Annotated in this window: 17 protein-coding genes and 2 tRNA genes; 13 read left to right on the top strand and 6 right to left on the bottom strand. The window is 65.0% G+C overall.

The genetic code is table 11. The annotated features are described in order from the left end of the window. Positions 1 to 76: 76 nt before the first annotated feature. On the top strand, positions 77 to 1,465 hold the full coding sequence (gene ppnN / locus LRX76_RS10645) for a nucleotide 5'-monophosphate nucleosidase PpnN (RefSeq protein WP_231804910.1): 1,389 nt from the start codon (positions 77 to 79) through the stop codon (positions 1,463 to 1,465). 25 nt (positions 1,466 to 1,490) lie between these two features. Here ppnN and LRX76_RS10640 read toward each other — a convergent pair whose 3' ends face one another. After that, on the bottom strand, positions 1,491 to 2,501 hold the full coding sequence (locus tag LRX76_RS10640) for a histidine kinase (RefSeq protein WP_231804907.1): 1,011 nt from the start codon (positions 2,499 to 2,501) through the stop codon (positions 1,491 to 1,493). 302 nt (positions 2,502 to 2,803) lie between these two features. Between LRX76_RS10640 and LRX76_RS10635 the strand changes: the two genes are divergently transcribed. From LRX76_RS10635 to LRX76_RS10605, 7 genes are all read left to right on the top strand, one after another. Continuing rightward, positions 2,804 to 3,319, top strand: coding sequence for a GspH/FimT family pseudopilin (locus tag LRX76_RS10635; protein ID WP_231804905.1), 516 nt, complete (start codon positions 2,804 to 2,806; stop codon positions 3,317 to 3,319). Continuing rightward, complete coding sequence (pilV, locus tag LRX76_RS10630; RefSeq protein ID WP_331716771.1) at positions 3,316 to 3,825, top strand: type IV pilus modification protein PilV; 510 nt, start codon at positions 3,316 to 3,318, stop codon at positions 3,823 to 3,825. The genes LRX76_RS10635 and pilV overlap by 4 nt, the downstream gene beginning before the upstream one ends. A 65-nt stretch (positions 3,826 to 3,890) precedes the next feature. Beyond that, positions 3,891 to 4,766: a PilW family protein gene (locus LRX76_RS10625; RefSeq protein ID WP_231804903.1), complete on the top strand. Its 876-nt coding sequence runs from the start codon at positions 3,891 to 3,893 to the stop codon at positions 4,764 to 4,766. Then, positions 4,763 to 5,347, top strand: a complete 585-nt coding sequence (locus LRX76_RS10620) for a PilX N-terminal domain-containing pilus assembly protein (protein ID WP_231804901.1) — start codon at positions 4,763 to 4,765, stop codon at positions 5,345 to 5,347. The genes LRX76_RS10625 and LRX76_RS10620 overlap by 4 nt, the downstream gene beginning before the upstream one ends. A 43-nt stretch (positions 5,348 to 5,390) precedes the next feature. Next, entirely contained in the window at positions 5,391 to 9,002 is a 3,612-nt protein-coding gene (locus LRX76_RS10615) for a PilC/PilY family type IV pilus protein (RefSeq protein WP_231804899.1), read from the top strand. Positions 9,003 to 9,020: 18 nt separating this feature from the next. After that, complete coding sequence (locus tag LRX76_RS10610; RefSeq protein ID WP_269450827.1) at positions 9,021 to 9,464, top strand: type IV pilin protein; 444 nt, start codon at positions 9,021 to 9,023, stop codon at positions 9,462 to 9,464. 497 nt (positions 9,465 to 9,961) lie between these two features. Then, positions 9,962 to 10,038: transfer RNA gene (locus tag LRX76_RS10605), tRNA-Asn, on the top strand. Between the two features lie 54 nt (positions 10,039 to 10,092). On the opposite strand, the gene LRX76_RS10600 is transcribed toward LRX76_RS10605, so the two are convergent. Next, the gene (locus tag LRX76_RS10600) at positions 10,093 to 10,623 is read right to left on the bottom strand and encodes a Tfp pilus assembly protein FimT/FimU (RefSeq protein ID WP_231804897.1); all 531 of its coding nucleotides are present in this window, start codon (positions 10,621 to 10,623) and stop codon (positions 10,093 to 10,095) included. 150 nt (positions 10,624 to 10,773) lie between these two features. Between LRX76_RS10600 and uvrB the strand changes: the two genes are divergently transcribed. Then, complete coding sequence (uvrB, locus tag LRX76_RS10595) at positions 10,774 to 12,795, top strand: excinuclease ABC subunit UvrB (RefSeq protein ID WP_231804895.1); 2,022 nt, start codon at positions 10,774 to 10,776, stop codon at positions 12,793 to 12,795. Positions 12,796 to 12,868: 73 nt separating this feature from the next. Here the strand turns inward: uvrB and LRX76_RS10590 are convergent. From LRX76_RS10590 to LRX76_RS10575, 4 genes are all read right to left on the bottom strand, one after another. Then, a tRNA-Val gene (locus LRX76_RS10590) sits at positions 12,869 to 12,943 on the bottom strand. A gap of 102 nt (positions 12,944 to 13,045) precedes the next feature. Beyond that, positions 13,046 to 14,254, bottom strand: coding sequence for an acetyl-CoA C-acyltransferase (locus tag LRX76_RS10585; RefSeq protein ID WP_231804892.1), 1,209 nt, complete (start codon positions 14,252 to 14,254; stop codon positions 13,046 to 13,048). A 154-nt stretch (positions 14,255 to 14,408) separates the two neighbouring features. Continuing rightward, positions 14,409 to 16,796, bottom strand: coding sequence for a 3-hydroxyacyl-CoA dehydrogenase/enoyl-CoA hydratase family protein (locus LRX76_RS10580; protein WP_231804890.1), 2,388 nt, complete (start codon positions 16,794 to 16,796; stop codon positions 14,409 to 14,411). 36 nt (positions 16,797 to 16,832) lie between these two features. Next, positions 16,833 to 17,465: a TetR family transcriptional regulator gene (locus tag LRX76_RS10575; protein ID WP_231804888.1), complete on the bottom strand. Its 633-nt coding sequence runs from the start codon at positions 17,463 to 17,465 to the stop codon at positions 16,833 to 16,835. A gap of 211 nt (positions 17,466 to 17,676) precedes the next feature. Between LRX76_RS10575 and ndk the strand changes: the two genes are divergently transcribed. The 4 genes from ndk to LRX76_RS10555 are packed head-to-tail and all read left to right on the top strand — an operon-like array spanning position 17,677 to position 20,972. Further along, positions 17,677 to 18,102, top strand: a complete 426-nt coding sequence (gene ndk, locus LRX76_RS10570) for a nucleoside-diphosphate kinase (RefSeq protein WP_231804886.1) — start codon at positions 17,677 to 17,679, stop codon at positions 18,100 to 18,102. 10 nt (positions 18,103 to 18,112) lie between these two features. Next, the gene (gene rlmN, locus LRX76_RS10565) at positions 18,113 to 19,327 is read left to right on the top strand and encodes a 23S rRNA (adenine(2503)-C(2))-methyltransferase RlmN (protein ID WP_231804884.1); all 1,215 of its coding nucleotides are present in this window, start codon (positions 18,113 to 18,115) and stop codon (positions 19,325 to 19,327) included. Positions 19,328 to 19,343: 16 nt separating this feature from the next. Continuing rightward, the gene (gene pilW, locus LRX76_RS10560) at positions 19,344 to 20,117 is read left to right on the top strand and encodes a type IV pilus biogenesis/stability protein PilW (protein WP_231805167.1); all 774 of its coding nucleotides are present in this window, start codon (positions 19,344 to 19,346) and stop codon (positions 20,115 to 20,117) included. A 6-nt stretch (positions 20,118 to 20,123) separates the two neighbouring features. Further along, the gene (locus LRX76_RS10555; RefSeq protein ID WP_231804882.1) at positions 20,124 to 20,972 is read left to right on the top strand and encodes a RodZ domain-containing protein; all 849 of its coding nucleotides are present in this window, start codon (positions 20,124 to 20,126) and stop codon (positions 20,970 to 20,972) included. The last annotated feature ends 55 nt before the right edge of the window (positions 20,973 to 21,027 follow it).

The raw sequence follows: 21,027 nt of genomic DNA, 5'->3' as shown, positions 1-21,027 counted from the left end.
GGCCGGGGCAACCCGGCCGTTTTCTTTTGTGGGGGCGAGTGCGCTACAGTCCGGCGCCTGTATCGAGGAGCAAGACATGGAAAACAGCAGTACGGCTGCGAGGGCGCTGCCGGTGGTGGATGCGCGGGTCTACCCGCGCGGCGGTCTGGACATCCTTTCGCGGATCGAGGTGGCGCGGCTGCGCGACGCCTCCATCGGCGGCATGCACGAGCTGCTGCGCCGATGCGCGCTCGCGGTGCTGACCAGCGGTAGTTCGTCGGACGACCCGCGCGCGGCGCGCGACCTGTACCCGGATTTCGACATCCAGGTCACCCAGCAGGACCGCGGCATCCGCATCGACCTGAGCAACGCGCCGGCGATGGCCTTCGTCGACGGCGAGATCATCCGCGGTGTCGCCGAGCTGCTGTTCGCGGTAGTGCGCGACCTGGCCTACATGGCGATCGAGATGGGCCCCGAGTATGCCGCCGACCTGGAGTCTTCCGACGGCATCACCAATGCCGTGTTCGGGCTGCTGCGCAATGCCCGCATCCTGCAGCCGGCCGACCCCAACCTGGTGGTCTGCTGGGGCGGGCATTCGATCTCGCGCGACGAATACATGTACACCAAGCAGGTGGGCTACGAGCTTGGCTTGCGCGGCCTGGACATCTGCACCGGCTGCGGCCCGGGAGCGATGAAGGGGCCGATGAAGGGCGCCACCATCGCCCATGCCAAGCAGCGGCGCAGCCATACCCGCTACATCGGCGTCACCGAGCCGGGCATCATCGCCGCCGAGTCGCCGAATCCGATCGTGAACCACCTGGTGATCATGCCGGACATCGAGAAGCGGCTGGAGGCTTTCGTGCGCCTTGGACACGGCATCATCGTGTTCCCCGGCGGCGTCGGCACGGCGGAGGAGATCCTCTACCTGCTCGGCATCCTGCTCAGGGAGGACAACCAGCACTTGCCGTTCCCGCTGGTGCTGACCGGTCCCACGATCGCGGCGCCGTACTTCGAGCAGATCGATCGGTTCATCCGCCTGACATTGGGCGACGAGGCGGCCTCGCGCTACGAGATCGTCGTCGGCGATCCGGTGACGGTCGCGCGCAAGATGGCGCACGGGATCAAGCGGGTGCGCGAACACCGCATCGCGCAGAAGGACTCCTTCTACTTCAACTGGTCGGTCGACATTCCCGTGGAGTACCAGCAGCCCTTCGTTCCCACCCACGAGGACATGGCGGCGCTGGACCTGCATTACGGAAGGCCCGCGCCCGCGCTGGCGGCGGATCTGCGCCGTGCGTTTTCCGGCATCGTCGCCGGCAACGTCAAGGAGGACGGCATGCGCAGGATCGAGCAGTTCGGCCCGTTCGAGATCCACGGCGACCCGGCGATGATGCAGGCGCTGGACGCGCTGCTGCGCGGCTTCGTCGAGCAGCGGCGGATGAAGATATCCGGCGAGTACAAGCCCTGCTACCGGGTCGTGTCGTAGGGCGCCTGCAGTCCGTCATCGCCACTTATGGCAACGGCAACCGGATCGTCGCCACGTACTGTCCGTCCACGATCCCTGTTTCCAGTTGCCCGCGCCCTTCGGTCAGTGTCTGGATCCGTGCGCCCACTGCGTCTTGGCCGATGCGGTGGCCAGCGGTAGGCGAGATGGCGACAGGCAAGGGGTTGCGCACGGATACTTCGACCTGGCCAGCAGTTTCCGCGACAGCTATCGCTACCTCGCCTCCCGATGGGCTGGGTTCGATGCCGTGGCGGATGGCATTCTCCACCAGCGGTTGCAACGACAGCGTCGGGATCACCGCTGCAGGAATCGTTTCCGGCAGGTGCCAGACGATGTGCAGGCGCTCGCCGAAGCGAAGCGCCTCGATCTCAAGGTAATGCCGCGCCAACGCGAGTTCGTCGCCCAGCGGGATTGCCTGAGGCCCGGTCAATGCGGCGCGGAACAGGTCCGCCAGGTCCAGCAGCAATTGCTCGGCATCGGCCGGACGCTGGTGCACCAGCGTCGCGCCCGTGTTCAAGGTATTGAACAGGAAGTGCGGATGCACCCGGGCGCGCAGCGCCTCCAGTTCGGCCTGCTTGGCCCTCAGCGCCAGTTGCTGCAGCCGCCAGTGGTTGTAGAACGCGGCCAGCCCCAACACGCCCACGACAAACGCGATGGCGGCAAAGCGCAGCCCCAGCGCTTGCCAGTCCTGGCTGATCGTTCCGCCCGAGTTGTGGAACAGCCACCAGGCCGCACCGGACACCAGCCACGCGGACAGCATCAACAATGCCAAGGCGATGCAGGCGACCCAGGGCGAACTCAGGCGCGCCAACGGGCGGCGCAGGAGATACAGGCCGCTCAATGCGAGCATCGAGATCCACTGCACGATCAGCGAGGCCAGTCCGAAATAGGTCAATGCGCCGTTGGCCGGTTGCGCGGCCAGGGTCAGGATGGCCGCCACTCCCTCGCCGGCGAGGACTGTCCACACGATGACCGGGGGCTGCCAGAGCGCGTCCAGCGGCTTGAGTGACTTGGGCATGATCGCGATCGTTCCGGGCCGATGACATGATGCCCGGAAAGTGTCGGGCAACGACAGTCGATCATGCTGCGTCGGCGTTTGAAGTCCCCGGGAAGTGTATCTGCAGCATTCCCCGGGAGCATCGGCGACAGACCGCTCGCATCCCTTTCCTGCCAGAAGCATGCGTACGAATGCATGTCGGTCGAGTGCGAACGGACTGCGTTGCCGTTCGTGGACAGGATCCAACCATTGGTCGGGCTGGATATGGCGCAGGCCGTGTTTGCCGCGGTAGATTGGAAAAGGGGAAACGCTGGGATGTTCGGATGCTTATGCAAGCGGGCCGGGGAGCCTGGAAAGAGGGCGCGGGATTCAGCCTGATCGAGCTCATGGTCACGGTGGCCGTGCTTGCCGTTCTGGTGACGGTCGCGCTTCCGAGCTTCACCTCGACCATCAATGGCAACCGCCTGGTCGCACAGGCGAACGAACTGGTGGTCATGGCGCAACTGGCCAAGTCCGAGGCGATCAGGGCCAATGGCACGGCGCATCTGTGCCGCACGACCGATGGCAGTTCGTGCGCGGACGGTAACGGGGAATGGAGCCGCTGGCTGGTCGTTTCCGGCGGAAACGTGATGCAGGAGGGAATACCCGGCAGTTCCGGGGTGCAGGTTACGGCCGGTGCGGCGGATGTGACGTTCCGCCCCGATGGCACTTCCGGCGGCGGCACCCTGATTGCCTGCCTGCCGACGACGCGTCCGCAGGAGAATCAGCGAGTCGTCAACATATCGTCAGGCGGGCGCATTTCGGTCGCATCCAGGAGTGGGGCAGGGGAGTGTCCGTGAAGCGAGGAATTCCGCATGGAAGGGCGGCAACGCAATCTGGCGCCGGCCTGATCGAAGTGATGATCTCGGTGCTGATCCTGGGGATCGGCCTGCTCGGCATCGCCGCCATGCAGGCCACCGCATTGAAGAACAGCCAGAGTTCGCTGCAGCGCAGCCAGGCCGTTGCGCAGACCTACAGCATTCTGGATTCCATGCGAGCCAACCGGGCCGCCGCCCTGAGTGGCGATTACAACCAGAGCTCGATGCAGTGCAAGGCACCGGCCGGCGGCTCTCTGGCGCAGGAGGACCTGCATGAATGGATTTCGGCGATCAAGGCCGGGTTCGGCAAGCCCACTGACGATGAAACCGCTTGCGGCCAGGTGTCCTGCGACAACGCCGGCCTGTGCACGGTCATCGTCCAGTGGGACGACAGCCGGGCCACTGCGGTCGCGGGCGGTGACGGCGAACAGGCGGCCAACCATGAAGGCGGAACCAAACGCCAGGTGACAACGGCGGTGCAGCTATGAGACACGGACGTAGCATCCGAACGCCGGCGGCCCACCGCGCCGCGGGCCTGAGCCTGATCGAGCTGATGGTCTCCATGCTGCTGGGGCTGTTGGTGGTCGGCGCGGCCATCGGCATCTTTCTGTCCAACCGGCAGGCATACCGGACTACCGAAAGCCTCGGGCAGGTGCAGGAAACACTGCAGATGGCCTTCGAGCTGATGGCGCGCGATGTGCGCGAGGCAGGGGGCAATCCCTGCGACATAGGACTGCCGGTTGCGAATGTGGTCGACGATGCCACGACGAACTGGTGGACGAACTGGGCGGTGCCTTTGCAGGGCTACGACAACGGCGGTCCGGCCGGGCTCGGCAGCGTGGCGGGAACCGATGTCCTCCAGGTCCTGGCCGTCGGCGACGTGCTGGCGAACGTGGAGGGTCATTCCGGCACGACGCTGACGGTGGACAGCGCATCCGGGATCACGGCCGGCGACGTGGTGATGGTCTGCGATACCGCGCAGCTGGCGATATTCAAGGCCAGCGCAGCCAGTGCGACGACGATCGAACATGCAGCTTCCGGTGGCAATTGCAAGGACAGTCTGAATACCAAGCCCGCTGCCTGCTCCGACGTGCCGTACGTGTATCCACGCAATTCCGTGGTGAGCCAGCTGCACGGGACACGATGGTTCGTTGCCGACAACGGACGTGGCGGCAGATCGCTGTTCCGCGTGGTGGACAACGGCGCCAGGGAGGAGATGGTGGAAGGCGTGGCCGACATGCAACTTGAGTACCTGCTGGGGGCCGGTGCGGCCAGCTATGTGAGTGCTGCCGCAGTGAGCGACTGGACGGCGGTCACCGCGGTGCGCATCGCGCTGACGAGCCAGAGCAGCGAGGCGACCGGAACCGACAATGCACCGCTCCAGCGTCGTCTGGAACATGTGGTGGCGCTGAGGAGCCGCACGATATGACCGGCGACTTGAACAAGGGAAAGGCGGAGCGTCCGGGTGTACCCGGCTGGAATCGACAGCATGGAATGTCGCTGTTCGTCGTGCTGATCATGCTGCTGGTGGTGACGTTGCTGGGGCTTGCCGTGGTGCGTGGCGTCACGCTACGGGAGCGGATGAGCTCCAACATGTACGACCGCAGTCTGGCCTTCCAGGCGGCCGAGTCGGCCTTGCGCGAGGCGGAGGCCGCAGTGCGCAACGCGGTGCTTGCTGGCGCGGCGATTGGCGTCGACTGCAGTTCGACAACGGCTTCATGCCCGGTGCCGCCGGCGGATGCCTATACAGGCGGGGCCAACGGCTGGATTGACGGCACCGCCCCGCAGACGCTTTCGGCCGGTAGGCCTCAGTACTACATCCAGTACCTGGGGCAACGGGACAGTGTCGACAAACTGAGCCTGGGCTACAGCGCCAATGCCAACCAGTACGGCAGTGGAGGAGGCGTGCAGCTCGAGTCCTTCTACCGGATCATCGCGCGCAGCCACGACCCGGCGAATGGTTCCAACCGCTCGTTGGTGGTGTTGCAGTCGAACATCACCGTCAAATGAGACCTGTACAGCTGCGCGGAATGCCCGCGCCGGGGGAAACACCATGAAAATCCATGTCCGTGCTACCGCGCCCGGCGGCCAGCAGCCAGGCAACCGCGTCGCCGCCTTCCTGGTAGGTCTGATCGCGGCATTCAGCTCGGTCACGGCGGTGTCGGTGGAAATCGAGACGCGTCCGCTCTACATCGGTAGCGACGTGCCGGGGAATCTGGCGCTGGTGCCTTCGGTCGAGTATCCGACGATCATCAGCAAGGCCCATATTGGAGATTATTCCTCGGATCAGAAATATTCGGGATATTTCGATTCCGAGAAGTGCTACCTGTACCACTACGAGTCAGAGGAAAGCAACAGGCATTTCTATCCCGCTTCCAGTGCAGTTTCGCATAAATGTTCTTCCGACAAGCAATGGAGCGGAAATTATCTCAACTGGGCCGTCACCCAGACCATCGATCCATTCCGAAAGGCGCTGACCGGAGGATATCGCGTCAAGGATACGGCATCGGAAACGTGGCTCGAAAAGGCGCGGCATGACCGGAACAGCCTTTTTCCGATAACGACCATAACGGACCAGGCAGTTAAGGACTCTGCTCCTTCCGCTTGGAGTAAATTGAGGGTCCGCATCGGTGGGCTCGGTAACCAGATGTGGATAACGAACTACGAGAACCTGGACACCGCGTCATCGGCCAACGTTATTGCTTATGATCCGGATAAGTATGGGCTGAACGGAACTTGCGTTTCCTACAATGGGAAAAATTGTTCCCGACAGGATTGGAATACCGTTTTCACCCTGAGCGTGCGAGTGAAGGTCTGCGACCCTTCCGTGGGGGAGGTCGAATCCAACTGCAAGCAATACCCCAATGGCAATTGGAAGCCGGAGGGGCTCGTTCAGGAGTATTCGAGCAAGCTGACCTACAGCATATTCGGCTATCTGAACGAGAGCGGAAACCAGCGCAATGGTGGTGTCATGCGGGCCCGCCAGAAATTCGTGGGCCCCAGTACGCATTATCCCGAGGTCGGTACCGTAGCCAACGGGAACAGGGAATGGGATACCGAGACCGGCGTTCAGTATCGGAATCCGGATCCAGCCGATGCCACTGCCACCGGATACGGCGTGGCGGACAGCGGTGTCATCAATTACCTGAACAAGTTCGGTCAGATGACGGCGCAGAGCGCAAAGGCTAACGATCCGGTGAGTGAGCTGTACTACGCAGCGATCCGATACTTTCGCGGGCAAGGAAATCTTGCCGCTTACTCAAGCGGCATCGATTACAACAAGGCAGACGGGTTTCCGGTTATCACCAACTGGGACGATCCAATACGTTACTCCTGTCAGGTGAATGCCGCCCTCGGTATTGGTGACGTTTATACACATGCTGACCACGACCTTCCTGACGCGGACAAGAAGATTGCCGAGACATATACACAGAAGATTTTCGATCTCGAAGGCATAAATAAATCTGCATCGGCGGATTTCAGTGGGCGTGGGAACTCCGCATATATCGCCGGGCTTGCTTATTTTGCGCACACCTCCGACTTGCGTGAGGACGACGCCCAGAAGTCCAATACGGCTGGCAGCCAGAGCCTTTCAACCTACTGGGTTGATGTTAGAGAAAATCAGTTTCTGGAGCCCAAGCAAAGCAATCAGTATTGGCTGGCAACCAAGTACGGTGGTTTCAGAGTGCCGGCTGGTTTCGATCCCCTGACGGCCAATGGACTCGAAGAGGCATTGTGGCATGCCACCTCGGACTATCTTGCGAGTGGCACCAACGGTGGAGTCGTCACTAGTGCCAACAGCTATCCGCGCCCTGACAATTTTTATGTGGCCAGCGATGCCGACAAGATGGTTGAGAGTTTGCGCCAAGCCTTCGAAAACATAATAGACAATCTTCGCGGGTCGTCCGGCTCGCTAGCCAGTAACACTGGTCGACTGACAGAAGGCACCAGGATCTATCAGGGGCAGTTCGTCACTGGCAACAACAATGAATGGGGCGGCGAACTGCTTGCCTATAGCGTGAATGCCGGCACTGGAGCGCTGACGCAGTCATGGGCGGCGACGACGTTGTTCCCGCTTTGGGGACCCACCAATGAAACCACCGGCAGCAACGGCACAAAGTCACGGCAGATATTCTATGGCGCCAATCAGGCTCCATTCCAGGGCGCTGTGCCGGGACTGACGGCCGAGCAGGTCAACTACATCCGTGGGGACCGCTCCGGTGAGATGGCGAATGGCGGGAGTCTGCGTAATCGCTTGAGCGTGCTGGGCGACATCGTCAATTCGCAGCCAACCTATGTGGGAGCGCCCAACGGGAATCTATATTCCCGACAGTCATTCAGCGGGTCTGGCACATACGCCGCCTTTGCGGCCAACAACGCGTCGCGCGCCAGCGTCATTTACGTGGGAGCCAACGATGGCATGCTGCATGCCTTCAACGCAGACAATGGCAGTGAACTCTTTTCCTTCATGCCCAGCGCCGCGCTGGCCAAGCTGATCCAGAGCAGGTATTGGGAACCTGGCTACGAACACGAGTATACGGTCGATGGCTATCTCACCGCGGCGGACGTATATGTGGGCGGTGCCTGGAAAACCATCTTGGTCGGCACCATGGGGCGTGGCGGCAATGGCGTGTTCGCAATCGATGTGACGCGGCCGGGGTCTCCCAAGCTGCTGTGGGAGGTCGACGATGCGCGGCTGGGAAACAGCCTGGGGCAACCCATCATCGCTCAGGTGGCGGACGGTGACTGGCGTGTGTTGATGGGCAACGGACCGAACAGTTCCTCCGGTCGCGCGCAGTTGGTGATGATCGGCATTGCCGACGGAGGCGTGACCTCGATCGACACCGGCGTAGGCGACGACAACGGATTGTCCGGTGTCAATGCTTGGTCGTCCAGTGGAAGTGGCATCGTCGATACCGTATACGCGGGCGATCTCAAGGGTAATTTGTGGAAATTCACGGCCCTCAACGCTTCCGGTAGCCGGCAGCTGCTATTCGCAGCGGGTACGACCAGGCCGATCACCGCTGCTCCGTTGGTGGCCAAAAATCCCTCAACGCTGAAAACCTGGGTGTGGTTCGGCACCGGGCGTTACCTGAATTCGGCGGATATGGCCAATACCGATCAGCAGACTTGGTATGGCCTGATCGATATCGGGACGCAGATCACCGGCGGGCTAAGAGAAGTGGATCTTGTCTCGCAAGGTCCTTTTTCCGAGACCGACAGCACTATCGTGCGCACGCTTGAATCCTACGAGCAGGCGGGTGCCAATGGCTGGTACTTCGATCTGCCCGACACCGGCGAGCGCATGATCGTGCCCAACTATTTCCAGGGGCTCAACCTGGTAGGCACGACGCGTATTCCGAACTCTTCCGATGTGTGCAGTCCTAATGGTACTGGCTTTACCATGGTTATCGATCCATTTACTGGGGGGCGGACCAGTTCGGGCACCTTCGATGTCAATGGAGATGGTGTTATCGATTCAGATGACGAGAAGGACGGGCATCCCGTGTCAGGTATTGGGCACGATTCCGGTGTGGGGGGATCAATGACACTCGGGAATTATATGTATGCAAATCTTGACGACAGCACCACGGAGGTCACCAAGATAAAATCTTTGGCCGGTGAGGTGTCTCGCGTTTCCTGGCGTGAATTGATAAGGGAGTGATTCCGAATGGTGATGCCTATGCTTGATCGCACCGGACTGTTGCGCTCGGATAAGGATATTTTGTCGGGCAGGGCGCAAGCGGCGGGCTTCACCCTGATCGAGCTGATGATCGTGGTCGCGATCGTGGCCATACTGGCGACGATAGCGTATGCGAGCTACCAGTCGTTCGTCGTCAAGTCGCGGCGCAAGGCGGCCGAGGTATGCCTGCAGGAGCGGGCGCAGTTCATGGAGCGCTACTACACGACCAAGCTGACATACGCGGGTGCGCCGGATCCTGCGCAATGCAACGACCTGGAATCCTTCTATACGGTGGAATTCTCAGGCACGCCAGATGCGAGCAGCTTCGTTATCCAGGCCAAGCCTTCCAGCAAGCAGAACGATTCTTTGTGTGGGACATTGTCGATCAATGCGCAGGGCACAAGAGGGGAAACGGGTTCCGGTACCGTGGACGATTGCTGGTAGGGTCGTGCGGAATGGTATCGATGCGGGGCCTGATTCCCCGGCTGTCGCATCGTCGCTCGATCTCGCGCGTCGGAATCGCCCATTTGCAGCGAAATGACCGCAAGAGCAGGGCGCGCGCAGGACCAGCGGCAGTCCAAGCAATCCCTCCTTGCAATCCCTCCTTGTAGGAGCGACTTCAGTCGCGATCGGGCTCTGCCGGGAAGGCCCATCGCGACTGAAGTCGCTCCTACAGATTGCTTCCGCGATGCTTCGATTCGACTCGCCAGACTTCGGTGAGCTGACGCGGCACGGAATTCGACTGGCGGGGAACCAGGGGCCAGCTCGACCAGTACCGGGCCATGCTAGGCGCTGGATGCCGCTTGTGTACGCGGCGCGGCGGCCGTCGCTCAACCATGGACGCCCGGGAGGGCGGGGAACAACGGGTTCAAGGCGTGTAGCATGCGGAACGTTGAAGGTGTTGCATGGCATCACCTTGGGTCTATACAATGCGCCTCCCCGCCCGAATAGCTCAGCCGGTTAGAGCACTTGACTGTTAATCAGGGGGTCGTTGGTTCGAGTCCAACTTCGGGCGCCAGACACTGCTAGGGCCGCGAGCGATCGCGGCCCTTTGCTTTTGGGAATCCAGGGATCAGTCGGCGCACCGCATGGCTGCCGCGGGCCTGGACGTTCTCACGCGGCCATGATTGTTCACCACGACCTGGGCCATCAGCCGCCCGCCCGAGCAGATCCCGATGCTCAGGTTCGTGCCGGCGCTGCGGCCGTCCGGAAGAAATCGGATGAAGCGGCGGCCGGATGTGGAGATCAGCCGGATCGTTCCCGCGGCAGGGCGGTTCTCCCACCTCAGGACGGCTGGGCTGCCGGCCGGCTGGGTGGCCCTTCCCGGGTCGCGGTACATGATCCAGCCCCGGCTCCAGTCGGTGCCGTCGCTGCAACGGGTTCCATCCGAGGAAGGGCAGACCGCCGTGGGAATCCGCTGGCTGATGGCGGTGCTGCGCGCGATGGCGAACTGGGCACTCAGCAGGTGGGTGGCGGCGAGGGCTCGCTGTCGCTCGATCATGCCCTTGAACGAGGGCAGCCCGATGGCGACCAGGATGCCCAACAGGGCCATGGTGATCATGGACTCGACCAATGTGAAGCCGGTTGCTGCGGTTCTTGGCATTTGGCTGTCTCCTTGCGACCCGGCAGCAGTCTGGGGCGCAGGAGCGGCTGCCATGAATCGGTCAGGCAGCTCCGGCGCCGTAGGGTTTGCGCTGGCCGGGGCGTCGGAAAACGGTGGATATACTTGTGGGTCGCCCCCATATCAGCGGCCATGACCGATCGTTTCCAACTCGTATCCCCGTACTCGCCGTCCGGCGACCAGCCCCAGGCCATCGACAAGCTGGTGGCCAACTTCCAGGCTGGCCTGGCCAAGCAGACGCTGCTGGGCGTCACGGGTTCCGGCAAGACCTACACCATCGCCAACGTGGTGCAGCAGGTGCAGAAGCCCACGCTGGTGATGGCGCCGAACAAGACCCTGGCCGCGCAGCTTTACGGCGAGTTCAAGTCGTTCTTCCCGCACAATGCGGTGGAGTACTTCGTCAGCTACTACGACTACTACCAGCCCGAGGCCTACGTCCCGTCGTCGGACACCTTCATCGAGAAGGACAGTTCGATCAACGAGCACATCGAGCAGATGCGGCTGGCGGCGACCAAGACGCTGCTCTCGCGCCCGGACGCGCTGGTGGTTGCCACGGTGTCGGCGATCTACGGCCTGGGCGCGCCGGAGGACTACCTGTCGCTGCGGCTGATCCTCTCGCGCGGCGACCACGTCGACCAGCGCCAGCTGATCCGCCACCTGACCGACCTGCAGTACACCCGCAACGAGTACGAGCTGCATCGCGGCAGCTTCCGCGTGCGCGGCGAGGTGGTCGATGTGTTTCCCGCCGAGTCGGACAGCGAGGCGATCCGCATCGAGCTGTTCGACGGCGACGTCGAGGGGCTGACCCTGTTCGACCCGCTCACCGGCGAGACCCTGCGCAAGCTGCCGCGCATCACCGTCTACCCGAAGACCCATTACGCCACCACCCGCGAACGCACCCTCAGCGCCGTCGAGACGATCAAGATCGAGCTCAAGGAGCGCCTGGAGCAGCTGTATGCGCAGAACAAGCTGGTCGAGGCGCAGCGGCTGGCGCAGCGCACCCAGTTCGACCTGGAGATGATGGCCGAGGTCGGTTACTGCAACGGCATCGAGAACTACTCGCGGCACCTGACCGGCAAGGGGCCGGGCGAGCCGCCGCCGACGCTGTTCGACTACCTGCCGGCCGACGCGCTGCTGGTGATCGACGAGTCGCACGTGACCATCCCGCAGATCGGCGCGATGTACAAGGGCGACCGCTCGCGCAAGGAGACGCTGGTGGAGTTCGGCTTCCGCCTGCCGTCGGCGCTGGACAACCGTCCGCTGCGCTTCGAGGAATGGGAGGCGCGCTCGCCGCGCAGCATCTACGTCTCGGCAACGCCGGGTCCGTACGAGCTGCGCGAGTCCGCCGGCGAGATCACCGAGCTGGTGGTGCGCCCGACCGGCCTGATCGACCCGGAGGTCGAGATCCGCCCGGTCGGCACCCAGGTGGACGACCTGATGTCCGAGGTGCACGAGCGCATCAAGCTCGGCGACCGCGTGCTGGTGACCACGCTGACCAAGCGCATGGCCGAGAACCTGACCGAGTACCTGGGCGAGCACGGCATCCGCGTGCGCTACCTGCACTCGGACATCGACACCGTCGAGCGCGTGGAGATCATCCGCGACCTGCGCCTGGGCAAGTTCGACGTGCTGGTGGGCATCAACCTGCTGCGCGAGGGCCTGGACATGCCCGAGGTCTCGCTGGTGGCGATCCTGGACGCGGACAAGGAGGGTTTCCTGCGTTCGACCGGCTCGCTGATCCAGACCATCGGCCGCGCCGCGCGCAATGTGCGTGGCAAGGCGATCCTGTACGCGGACAAGGTCACCCGCTCCATGCAGGCGGCGATCGACGAGACCGACCGCCGCCGGCAGAAGCAGGTGGAGTACAACGCCGAGCACGGCATCGTGCCCAGGTCGGTGGCGCGGCCGATCACCGACGTGCTGGAAGGCGCGGTGTCCGAGGCCGCCGGCGGCGGCAAGGGCGGGAAGGGCAAGGCCAAGCGCGTGGCCGAGCCGGCCGAGGACTACCGCGCGCTCGATCCGGCGCAGCTGGCGTCGCGGCTCAAGGCGCTGGAGCAGGAGATGTACCAGCATGCCCGCGACCTCGAGTTCGAGGAGGCGGCGCAGGTGCGCGATCGGATCAAGAAGCTGAAGGAAGCCAGCCTGGCCGTGTGAGCACTGCGGTCGCTGCAGGAAACGAAAAAGCCGGCTGTCGCCGGCTTTTCTGTCGCCACGATCCATGAGATCGTGGTGGGCGGTACAGGGTTCGAACCTGTGACCCCTACCATGTCAAGGTAGTGCTCTACCGCTGAGCTAACCGCCCGTGGGCCAACTACACATGGCGTGTAGCGGGCGCGCATTCTAGCCCGGCCGGGCGGGGAAAGACAATAGCTCCCCGTCGCCCGGCCAAGTCCGCCAACGGCGGCTACAGCGCCTCGAAGATGCCCGCCGCGCCCATGCCGGTGCCGATGCACATGGTCACCATGCCGTACTTCTTGTGGTGGCGGCGCAGGCCATGGACGATCGTGGCGGTGCGGATCGCGCCGGTGGCACCCAGCGGGTGGCCCAGGGCGATGGCGCCGCCCAGCGGGTTGACCTTGGACGGGTCGAGCTGGCTGTCGCGGATCACCGCCAGCGACTGCGCGGCGAAGGCCTCGTTGAGCTCGATCCAGTCGATCTGGTCGCGGGACAGGCCGGCCTGCTTGAGCGCCTTCGGAATCGCCTCGATCGGGCCGATGCCCATCACTTCCGGGCGCACGCCGGCGACCGAGAAGCTGACGAAGCGCGCCAGCGGGGTCAGGCCATAGTCCTTGATCGCCTGCTCGGAGGCCAGCAGCACCGCGCCGGCACCGTCGCTCATCTGCGAGGAGTTGCCGGCGGTCACGGTGCCGCCGAACTGGCCGTTGCGGAACACCGGCCGCAGCTTGGCCAGGCCCTCGATCGAGGTGTCCGCGCGCGGCCCCTCGTCGGTGTCGGCCAGCTTCTTGCGCAGGGCGATGACATTGCCGTCAATCAGGTCCGGCACCCGCGAGACGATCTCGTACGGGCTGATCTCGTCGCTGAACTCGCCGGCGGCGATCGCGGCCAGCGCCTTCTGGTGCGAAGCCAGGGCGAAGGCGTCCTGCTCGGCGCGGCCGACCTTCCATTCCTCGGCCACCTTCTCGGCAGTGATGCCCATGCCGTAGGCGATGGCGACGTGGTCGTCGGCGAATACATTCGGCGACAGTGCCACCTTGTTGCCCATCATCGGCACCATCGACATCGATTCGGTGCCGCCGGCCAGCATCAGGTCGGCGTTGCCCAGGCGGATCTGGTCGGCCGCCAGCGCCACCGCCTGCAGGCCGGAGGAGCAGAAGCGGTTGACGGTCTGGCCGGCCACGGTGTTCGGCAGGCCGGCCAGCAGCACGCCAATGCGCGCCACGTTCATGCCTTGCTCGCCCTCGGGCATGGCGCAGCCGATGATGGCGTCGTCGATGCGCGAGGTGTCGATGCCCGGCGCCTGCGCGACCACGGCGCGCAGCACGTGGGCGAGCATGTCGTCGGGACGGGTGTTGCGGAACATGCCCTTGGGCGCCTTGCCGACCGGGGTGCGGGTGGCGGCGACGATGTAGGCGTCCTGGATCTGCTTGGTCATTTGGTTTTCTCCGGAGGCCGGGAATGGGGATTCGGGATTGGGGATTCGTGAAGCGGAATCCGGCAACCCCGAAAGAGACCGATGCCCGGCGTAGTTGGAATGTTGAAGGGAAGGGGATGCGCTCTTGCGAATCTCCGATCCCGAATCCCGAATCTCAGTTCCTGAGCGGCTTGCCGGTCTTGAGCATGTGGGCGATGCGGGCCTGGGTCTTCTCCTGCTGCGCCAGTTCGACGAAATGCCGGCGCTCGAGCTTGAGCAGCCATTCCTCGTCCACCAGCGTGCCGCGGTCGACCTCGCCGCCGCACAGCACGGTGGCGATGCGGGTGGCGATCTCGTAGTCGTAGTCGCTGATGAAGCGGCCTTCCAGCATGTTGACCAGCAGCATCTTGAAGGTGGCGATGCCGACGTCGCCGGCCACCTGGATGCGGCGCGCCGGCAGCGGCGGACGGTAGCCGCCCTCGTACAGCGCGGCCGCCTCCTCCCTGGCGATGTACAGCAGCTCGAAGCCGTTGAGCACGACCTTGTCGCCGGCGCGCACCAGGCCCAGTTCCTTGGCGTTGACCGCCGAGTTGGAGACCTTGGCCATGGCCACCGTTTCGAAGGTCTTCTTCAGCTCGGCGAACACGTCGCCGCCCGGGCCGGCCGCCTGCGAGGCGCGCACCGCCAGCTCCTTCAGGCCGCCGCCGGCCGGCAGCAGGCCCACGCCGGCCTCGACCAGGCCGATGTAGCTCTCCAGCGCGACCACGCTCCTGGCGCTGTGCATCTGGAACTCGCAGCCACCGCCCAGCGCCAGCCCGCGTACCGCGGCCACCACCGGCACCAGCGAATACTTGATGCGCTGGCTGGTGGCCTGGAAGTTGGCCACCATCGCCTCGAACTGCTCGACCTTGCCGGCCTGCAGCAGGCCCAGCGCGCCGGCCAGGTCGGCACCGGCGGAGAACGGCTCCTTGTGCTGCCACAGCACCAGGCCCTTGAAGTCCTTCTCGGCGCGGCTCACCGCTTCCTGGATGCCGTCCAGCACCTGGTCGGACACGGTGTTCATCTTGGTCTTGAAGCTGACCACGGCGATGCCGTCGCCGTCGTGCCACATGCGTACGCCGTCGTTCTCGAACACCGTCTCGCCCTGGCCGAAGGTCTCGCCCAGCAGCGGGTCGGGGAAGCGCTGGCGCTTGTACACCGGCAGCGACGAGCGCGGCACGACCGCGTTGCGGGCCGGGCTGTAGCTGCCTTCGGCGCTGTGCACGCCGTCGCGGCCGTCGAGCACCCAGGCCGGCAGCGGCGCATCGCTCATCGCCTTGCCCGCGGCGATGTCCTCGGCCACCCACTGCGCCACCTCGTGCCAGCCGGCGGCCTGCCAGGTCTCGAACGGGCCCAGCGACCAACCGTAGCCCCAGCGGATGGCCAGGTCGACGTCGCGCGCGGTGTCGGCGATGTCGGCCAGGTGGTAGGCGCTGTAGTGGAACAGGTCGCGGAACGTCGCCCACAGGAACTGCGCCTGCGGATGCTCGCTGGCGCGCAGCTTGGCGAACTTCTCCGCCGGGTTGCGGATCTTGAGGATCTCCACCACCTCGTCGGCGGCCTTGCGGTCGGCCGGGCGGTAGTCCTGCTTCTCCAGGTCCAGCACCACGATGTCCTTGCCGACCTTGCGGAAGATGCCGGCGCCGGTCTTCTGGCCCAGCGCGCCCTTGGCGATCAGCGCCTCCAGCCAGGCCGGCGACTTGAAGTACCGGTGCCAAGGGTCCTCGGGCAGGGTATCGGCCATGGTCTTGATGACGTGGGCCATGGTGTCCAGGCCGACCACGTCGGAGGTGCGGTAGGTGGCCGACTTCGGCCGGCCCACCAGCGGGCCGGTCAGGCCGTCGACCTCGTCGAAGCCCAGCCCGAACTGCGCGGTGTGGTGGATGGTGGACAGGATCGAGAACACGCCGATGCGGTTGCCGATGAAGTTCGGCGTGTCCTTGGCGTAGACCACGCCCTTGCCCACGGTGGTGGTCAGGAAGGTCTCCAGCCCGGTCAGCACCGCGGCGTCGGTGGTGGTGGCCGGAATCAGCTCGGCCAGGTGCATGTAGCGCGGCGGGTTGAAGAAATGCACGCCGCAGAAGCGGTGGCGCAGCTGCTCGGGCAGCACGCCGGCGAGCTTGTTGATGCCCAGGCCGGAGGTGTTGGAGGCCAGCACCGCGTGGTCGGCCACGTACGGGGCGATCTTCCTGTACAGGTCCTGTTTCCAGTCCATGCGCTCGGCGATGGCCTCGATGATCAGGTCGCAGTCCTTGAGCAATTCCAGGCCGCTGCTGTCGTCGGACGTGCCGTAGTTGGCCGGGGTGATGGCCTCGGCCAGGCCCTTGCCGGCCAGCGGGGCGGGGCTGAGCTTGGCCAGGTTGGCGATGGCCTTGAGCACGATGCCGTCGGCGGGACCTTCCTTGGCGGGCAGGTCGAACAGCACGGTATCGACGCCGGCGTTGGTCAGGTGCGCGGCGATCTGCGCTCCCATGACGCCGGCACCGAGGACGGCGGCGCGTCGAACGAGCAGGGTGTTGGACATAGGGATGAGCCTTTGGTTGGTCTGCGGTCGTGTTGTCTAGGAGACGGAGGCGGCCAGGAAGCCGGCCTCCGCGAAACGGATCAGTTCGCGCGCGGCGCGGGTGCGGTGCTCGGCCTCGCCGACGCCGGCCGGGCGCCTGATCAGGCCGAAATCGGCCATCGCGTAGGTCAGCGCCCCAGCGAGGAAGTCCAGGCGCCAGTACAGCTCCTCCTTGCTCAGACCCGGCACGCACTCGGCGATGGCCTTGCCGAACTCGCGCAGCACGTGGCCGTAGTGGTCGGAGAGGAACTTGCGCAGGTTGTCGTTCTTCTCGGCATAGGCGCGGGCGATCACCCGCACGAAGGCGCCGCCGCTCTGCCGGTCCTGCGCCATCGCCAGCGCCGGTTCGACGAAGGCGGCCAGCACCGCCTCCAGCTGTCCGGGGCGCTCGCGCCGGGCGGCTTCCAGTTGGCCCAGGCGCGCGCCGGTCATCTCGTCCATGCGTCGGCGGAACACCTCGTTGACCAGGTTCTCCTTGGAGCCGAAGTGGTAGTTCACCGCGGCGATGTTGACGTCGGCCTGGCTGGTGACCTGGCGCAGCGAGGTGCCGGCGAAGCCGTGCTGGGCGAACAGTTCCTCGGCCGCGCCGAGGATGCGGTCCTTGGTGGAGAAGTGGGCAGGCTTGGACATGTGCAGGAATCAATCAAACGATTGTTTGAGTTTATGCGCTTTCCCGCCGGCCGGGCATTCTGCGATGCAGCACGATTCAGCCGGCACTGTGCAAACCCCGCCGGCACGCGCTAGAATCGGCAGTTGCAATTTCGGCCAAGCCCGCGTTTTGACGCGGGTTTTTTACATGCTAACCTCGGGCCTTCAGTGGCCCGCCCAACGGAGACATTCCATGGCGCTGGAGCGCACCCTGTCCATCATCAAGCCCGATGCCGTCGCCAAGAACGTCATCGGCGAAATCTACAGCCGCTTCGAGAAGGCCGGCCTGAAGGTCGTGGCCGCCAGGTACAAGCAGCTGTCGCAGCGCGAGGCCGAGGGCTTCTATGCCGTGCATCGCGAGCGCCCGTTCTTCAAGGCGCTGGTCGAGTTCATGATCTCCGGCCCGGTGATGATCCAGGTGCTGGAAGGCGAGAACGCCGTGGCCGCGCACCGCGAGCTGCTGGGCGCCACCAACCCGAAGGACGCCGCGCCGGGCACTATCCGCGCCGATTTCGCCGATTCCATCGACGCCAATGCCGCGCACGGCTCGGATTCGGTCGAGAACGCCGCCAACGAGGTGGCCTACTTCTTCGCCGCCACCGACGTGGTCTCGCGCTGAGGCGATGGCCGTGAACGAGATCGTGCAGATCCCCAGCGTCACGACCACCGGCGGGCCGATGCCCGCCGCTGCGCCCGTGCGCCGGCAGAACCTGCTCGATCTCGACCGCGCCGGGCTGGAGCGCTTCTTCGTCGAAGTCCTCGGCGAGCAGCGCTTCCGCGCCCACCAGGTGATGAAGTGGATCCACCACCGCTACGTCACCGACTTCGAGCAGATGACCGACCTCGGCAAGGCGCTGCGCGCCAAGCTGCAGCAGCATGCCGAGGTCGTGGTTCCCAACGTGGTGTTCGACAAGCCTTCCACCGACGGCACCCACAAGTGGCTGCTGGCAATGGGGGCCGACGGCAAGAACGCCATCGAGACCGTCTACATCCCCGACAAGGGCCGCGGCACCCTGTGCGTGTCCTCGCAGGTCGGCTGCGGGCTCAACTGCACCTTCTGCTCCACCGCCACCCAGGGCTTCAACCGCAATCTCTCCACCGCCGAGATCATCGGCCAGGTGTGGGTGGCCGCGCGCCACCTGGGCAACGTGCCGCACCAGCAGCGTCGCCTCACCAACGTGGTGATGATGGGCATGGGCGAGCCGCTGATGAACTACGAGAACGTGGTGCGGGCGATGAGCATCATGCGCGACGACCTGGGCTATGGCCTGGCCAACAAGCGCGTGACGCTGTCGACCTCGGGCCTGGTGCCGATGATCGACCGGCTCTCGGCCGAGAGCGACGTGTCGCTGGCGGTGTCGCTGCATGCGGCCAGCGACGAGCTGCGCACCACCCTGGTGCCGCTGAACAAGAAGTACCCGGTCGCCGAGCTGATGGCGGCCTGCGTGCGCTACCTGCGCGCCAACAAGAAGCGCGACTCGGTGACCTTCGAGTACACCCTGATGAAGGGCATCAACGACCAGCCCGAGCACGCCCGCCAGCTGGCGCAGCTGATGCGTCGCTTCGACAACGCGGTGCAGGCCAAGGATTCGGGCAAGGTCAACCTGATCCCGTTCAACCCGTTCCCCGGTACCCGCTACGAGCGTTCGGACGACGCGCAGATCCGCGCCTTCCAGAAGATCCTGCTCGATGCGCAGGTGCTGACCATGGTGCGCCGCACCCGCGGCGACGACATCGATGCGGCCTGCGGCCAGCTCAAGGGGCAGGTGATGGACCGCACCCGGCGCCAGGCCGAGTTCCGCCGCACCCTGGAAGGCCGGGCCGGGCAGGATGCCGCCGCGTAGATTCCACTGGCTGGCGATGGTCGCGCTCGTGCCGGTCATCGCCGGCTGCGGTGGCGGACGCCACGCCAGGGCCGGGCAGGTCACCCGTGTCGAGTCCGTCGCGCCGCGCTACCACGTGCGCGACACCCGCGAGGTACGGCAGCGCATCGAGCAGCAGGAGCAGCTGGGCCTGGCCGTCGAGCGCATGCGCGCCGGCGACCATGCCGCCGCCGAGCGACTGGTGCGCGATGTCCTAAAGAAACAGCCCGCCTCTGCCGATGCCTATACCGTGCTGGCGTCGGTCCAGAGCCTGGCCGGGAACGTGGCCGCGGCAGGGGAAAGCTATCGCAGGGCCACCGAGCTCGGGCCGGGGCGGGGAGATCTGCTCAACAACTATGGTGCGTGGCTATGTGCAAATGGCCATCCGGCCGAGGCGCTGGTGTGGTTCGATCGCGCGCTGGCCGATCGCGGCTACGCCACGCCGGCCGCGGCGCTGGCCAACGCCGGCGGCTGCGCGCTGCAGACCGGGCAGTTCGAACGGGCACAGCGCGATCTGCGGCGGGCGCTCGAACTGGATCCCGGCAATGCCTATGCGCTGGAGTCGATGGCGCGCAGCGAGTTCCACCAGCGGCGCTATTTCGAGGCCCGGGCGTTTTCCCAGCGGCGGCTGGCGGCTGCAAGCAGCACGCCTTCCGTGTTACAACTCGCGATCGAGGTCGAACAAAGGCTTGGCGACAAGGCAGCCGCCAGCCGTTACCAAGAGCAGCTGCGCAAGGAGTTTCCTGATGCGATCGCTGCTTCACAGGATTGATGCATTGTGACCACCGATTCCAACCAGAACGCCTTCGGAAATGCAAAGGGAAGTGGTGAGTGGCTGCGGGAGGCGCGCGAAAGGGCGGGTCTGACCATCGAGGACGCCGCTGCGCGTCTGCACATGCCGGTACACGTGGTGCGTGCGCTCGAACAGGAGGACTGGCATCGGCTGGGGGCTCCGGTATTCGTCCGCGGCCAGCTCAGGAGCTACGCGCGCCTGCTGCAGGTCGATCTGGAGCCGCTGCTGCGCGACCAGGTCGCTCCGATCGAGCCGGTGAAGCTGGTCAGCCGTGCCCACACCCCGCGCGCGCGCCGGGTGCTGGAGAGCATCGCGCGGCGCACGGTGTATGTGGTGATCACGGCGGCGCTGGCCGTGCCGGTGTGGTTCGCGACGCGCGGCCATTTCGGCGAGGCCGTGCTCAGTACCGCTTCGCTGGACGTGCTGCCGGCCGCCGGCGAAGCGCCGCCGCCGCCCTCCGCGGACCCGGCGCCGCGGCCCGAGGCTGCTGCGCCGCGCAAGCCGGTCGCCCCCTATGTCGCCTCGCTTACGCCGATGCCGCGGGCCGATTCCGGCACCGCTGCGCAGGACGACGGCCTGCGCCTGCGCTTCAGCGGCGACAGCTGGATCGAGATACTGGGCCATGACGGCGACACCATCGAGAAGACGCTGGTGCATTCGGGCGAGGAGCGCAGCTATCCGGCCGGCCAGGTCGGCCGCGTGGTGCTGGGCAATGCGTCCGCGGTGGAGGTTCAGCATGCCGGTAGTACGGTGGACACGGCTGCGTTCCGTCGCGCGAATGTGGCGCGGTTTGCGGTATCCTCTGATGGTTCCGTGGTGCCCGCTTCCAACTGAAGCGCACTGCGGTTTTTTTAATCATCGACTGAATAGATGCTTCGCCCGGCGGGGG

The sequence above is a fragment of the Stenotrophomonas sp. MMGLT7 genome, assembly GCF_021168555.1.
GTDB lineage: Bacteria > Pseudomonadota > Gammaproteobacteria > Xanthomonadales > Xanthomonadaceae > MMGLT7.
This window is presented reverse-complemented; position numbering and strand designations above follow the sequence as displayed.

Excerpts from the sequence above, each read along its gene's own strand:
- ppnN (WP_231804910.1), top strand. The coding sequence starts at position 77 with ATGGAAAACAGCAGTACGGCTGCGAGGGCGCTGCCGGTGGTGGATGCG.
- LRX76_RS10640 (WP_231804907.1), bottom strand. The coding sequence starts at position 2,501 with ATGCCCAAGTCACTCAAGCCGCTGGACGCGCTCTGGCAGCCCCCGGTC.
- LRX76_RS10635 (WP_231804905.1), top strand. The coding sequence starts at position 2,804 with ATGCTTATGCAAGCGGGCCGGGGAGCCTGGAAAGAGGGCGCGGGATTC.
- LRX76_RS10625 (WP_231804903.1), top strand. The coding sequence starts at position 3,891 with ATGGTCTCCATGCTGCTGGGGCTGTTGGTGGTCGGCGCGGCCATCGGC.
- LRX76_RS10620 (WP_231804901.1), top strand. The coding sequence starts at position 4,763 with ATGACCGGCGACTTGAACAAGGGAAAGGCGGAGCGTCCGGGTGTACCC.
- LRX76_RS10615 (WP_231804899.1), top strand. The coding sequence starts at position 5,391 with ATGAAAATCCATGTCCGTGCTACCGCGCCCGGCGGCCAGCAGCCAGGC.
- LRX76_RS10610 (WP_269450827.1), top strand. The coding sequence starts at position 9,021 with ATGCTTGATCGCACCGGACTGTTGCGCTCGGATAAGGATATTTTGTCG.
- LRX76_RS10600 (WP_231804897.1), bottom strand. The coding sequence starts at position 10,623 with ATGCCAAGAACCGCAGCAACCGGCTTCACATTGGTCGAGTCCATGATC.
- uvrB (WP_231804895.1), top strand. The coding sequence starts at position 10,774 with ATGACCGATCGTTTCCAACTCGTATCCCCGTACTCGCCGTCCGGCGAC.
- LRX76_RS10585 (WP_231804892.1), bottom strand. The coding sequence starts at position 14,254 with ATGACCAAGCAGATCCAGGACGCCTACATCGTCGCCGCCACCCGCACC.
- LRX76_RS10580 (WP_231804890.1), bottom strand. The coding sequence starts at position 16,796 with ATGTCCAACACCCTGCTCGTTCGACGCGCCGCCGTCCTCGGTGCCGGC.
- LRX76_RS10575 (WP_231804888.1), bottom strand. The coding sequence starts at position 17,465 with ATGTCCAAGCCTGCCCACTTCTCCACCAAGGACCGCATCCTCGGCGCG.
- ndk (WP_231804886.1), top strand. The coding sequence starts at position 17,677 with ATGGCGCTGGAGCGCACCCTGTCCATCATCAAGCCCGATGCCGTCGCC.
- pilW (WP_231805167.1), top strand. The coding sequence starts at position 19,344 with ATGGTCGCGCTCGTGCCGGTCATCGCCGGCTGCGGTGGCGGACGCCAC.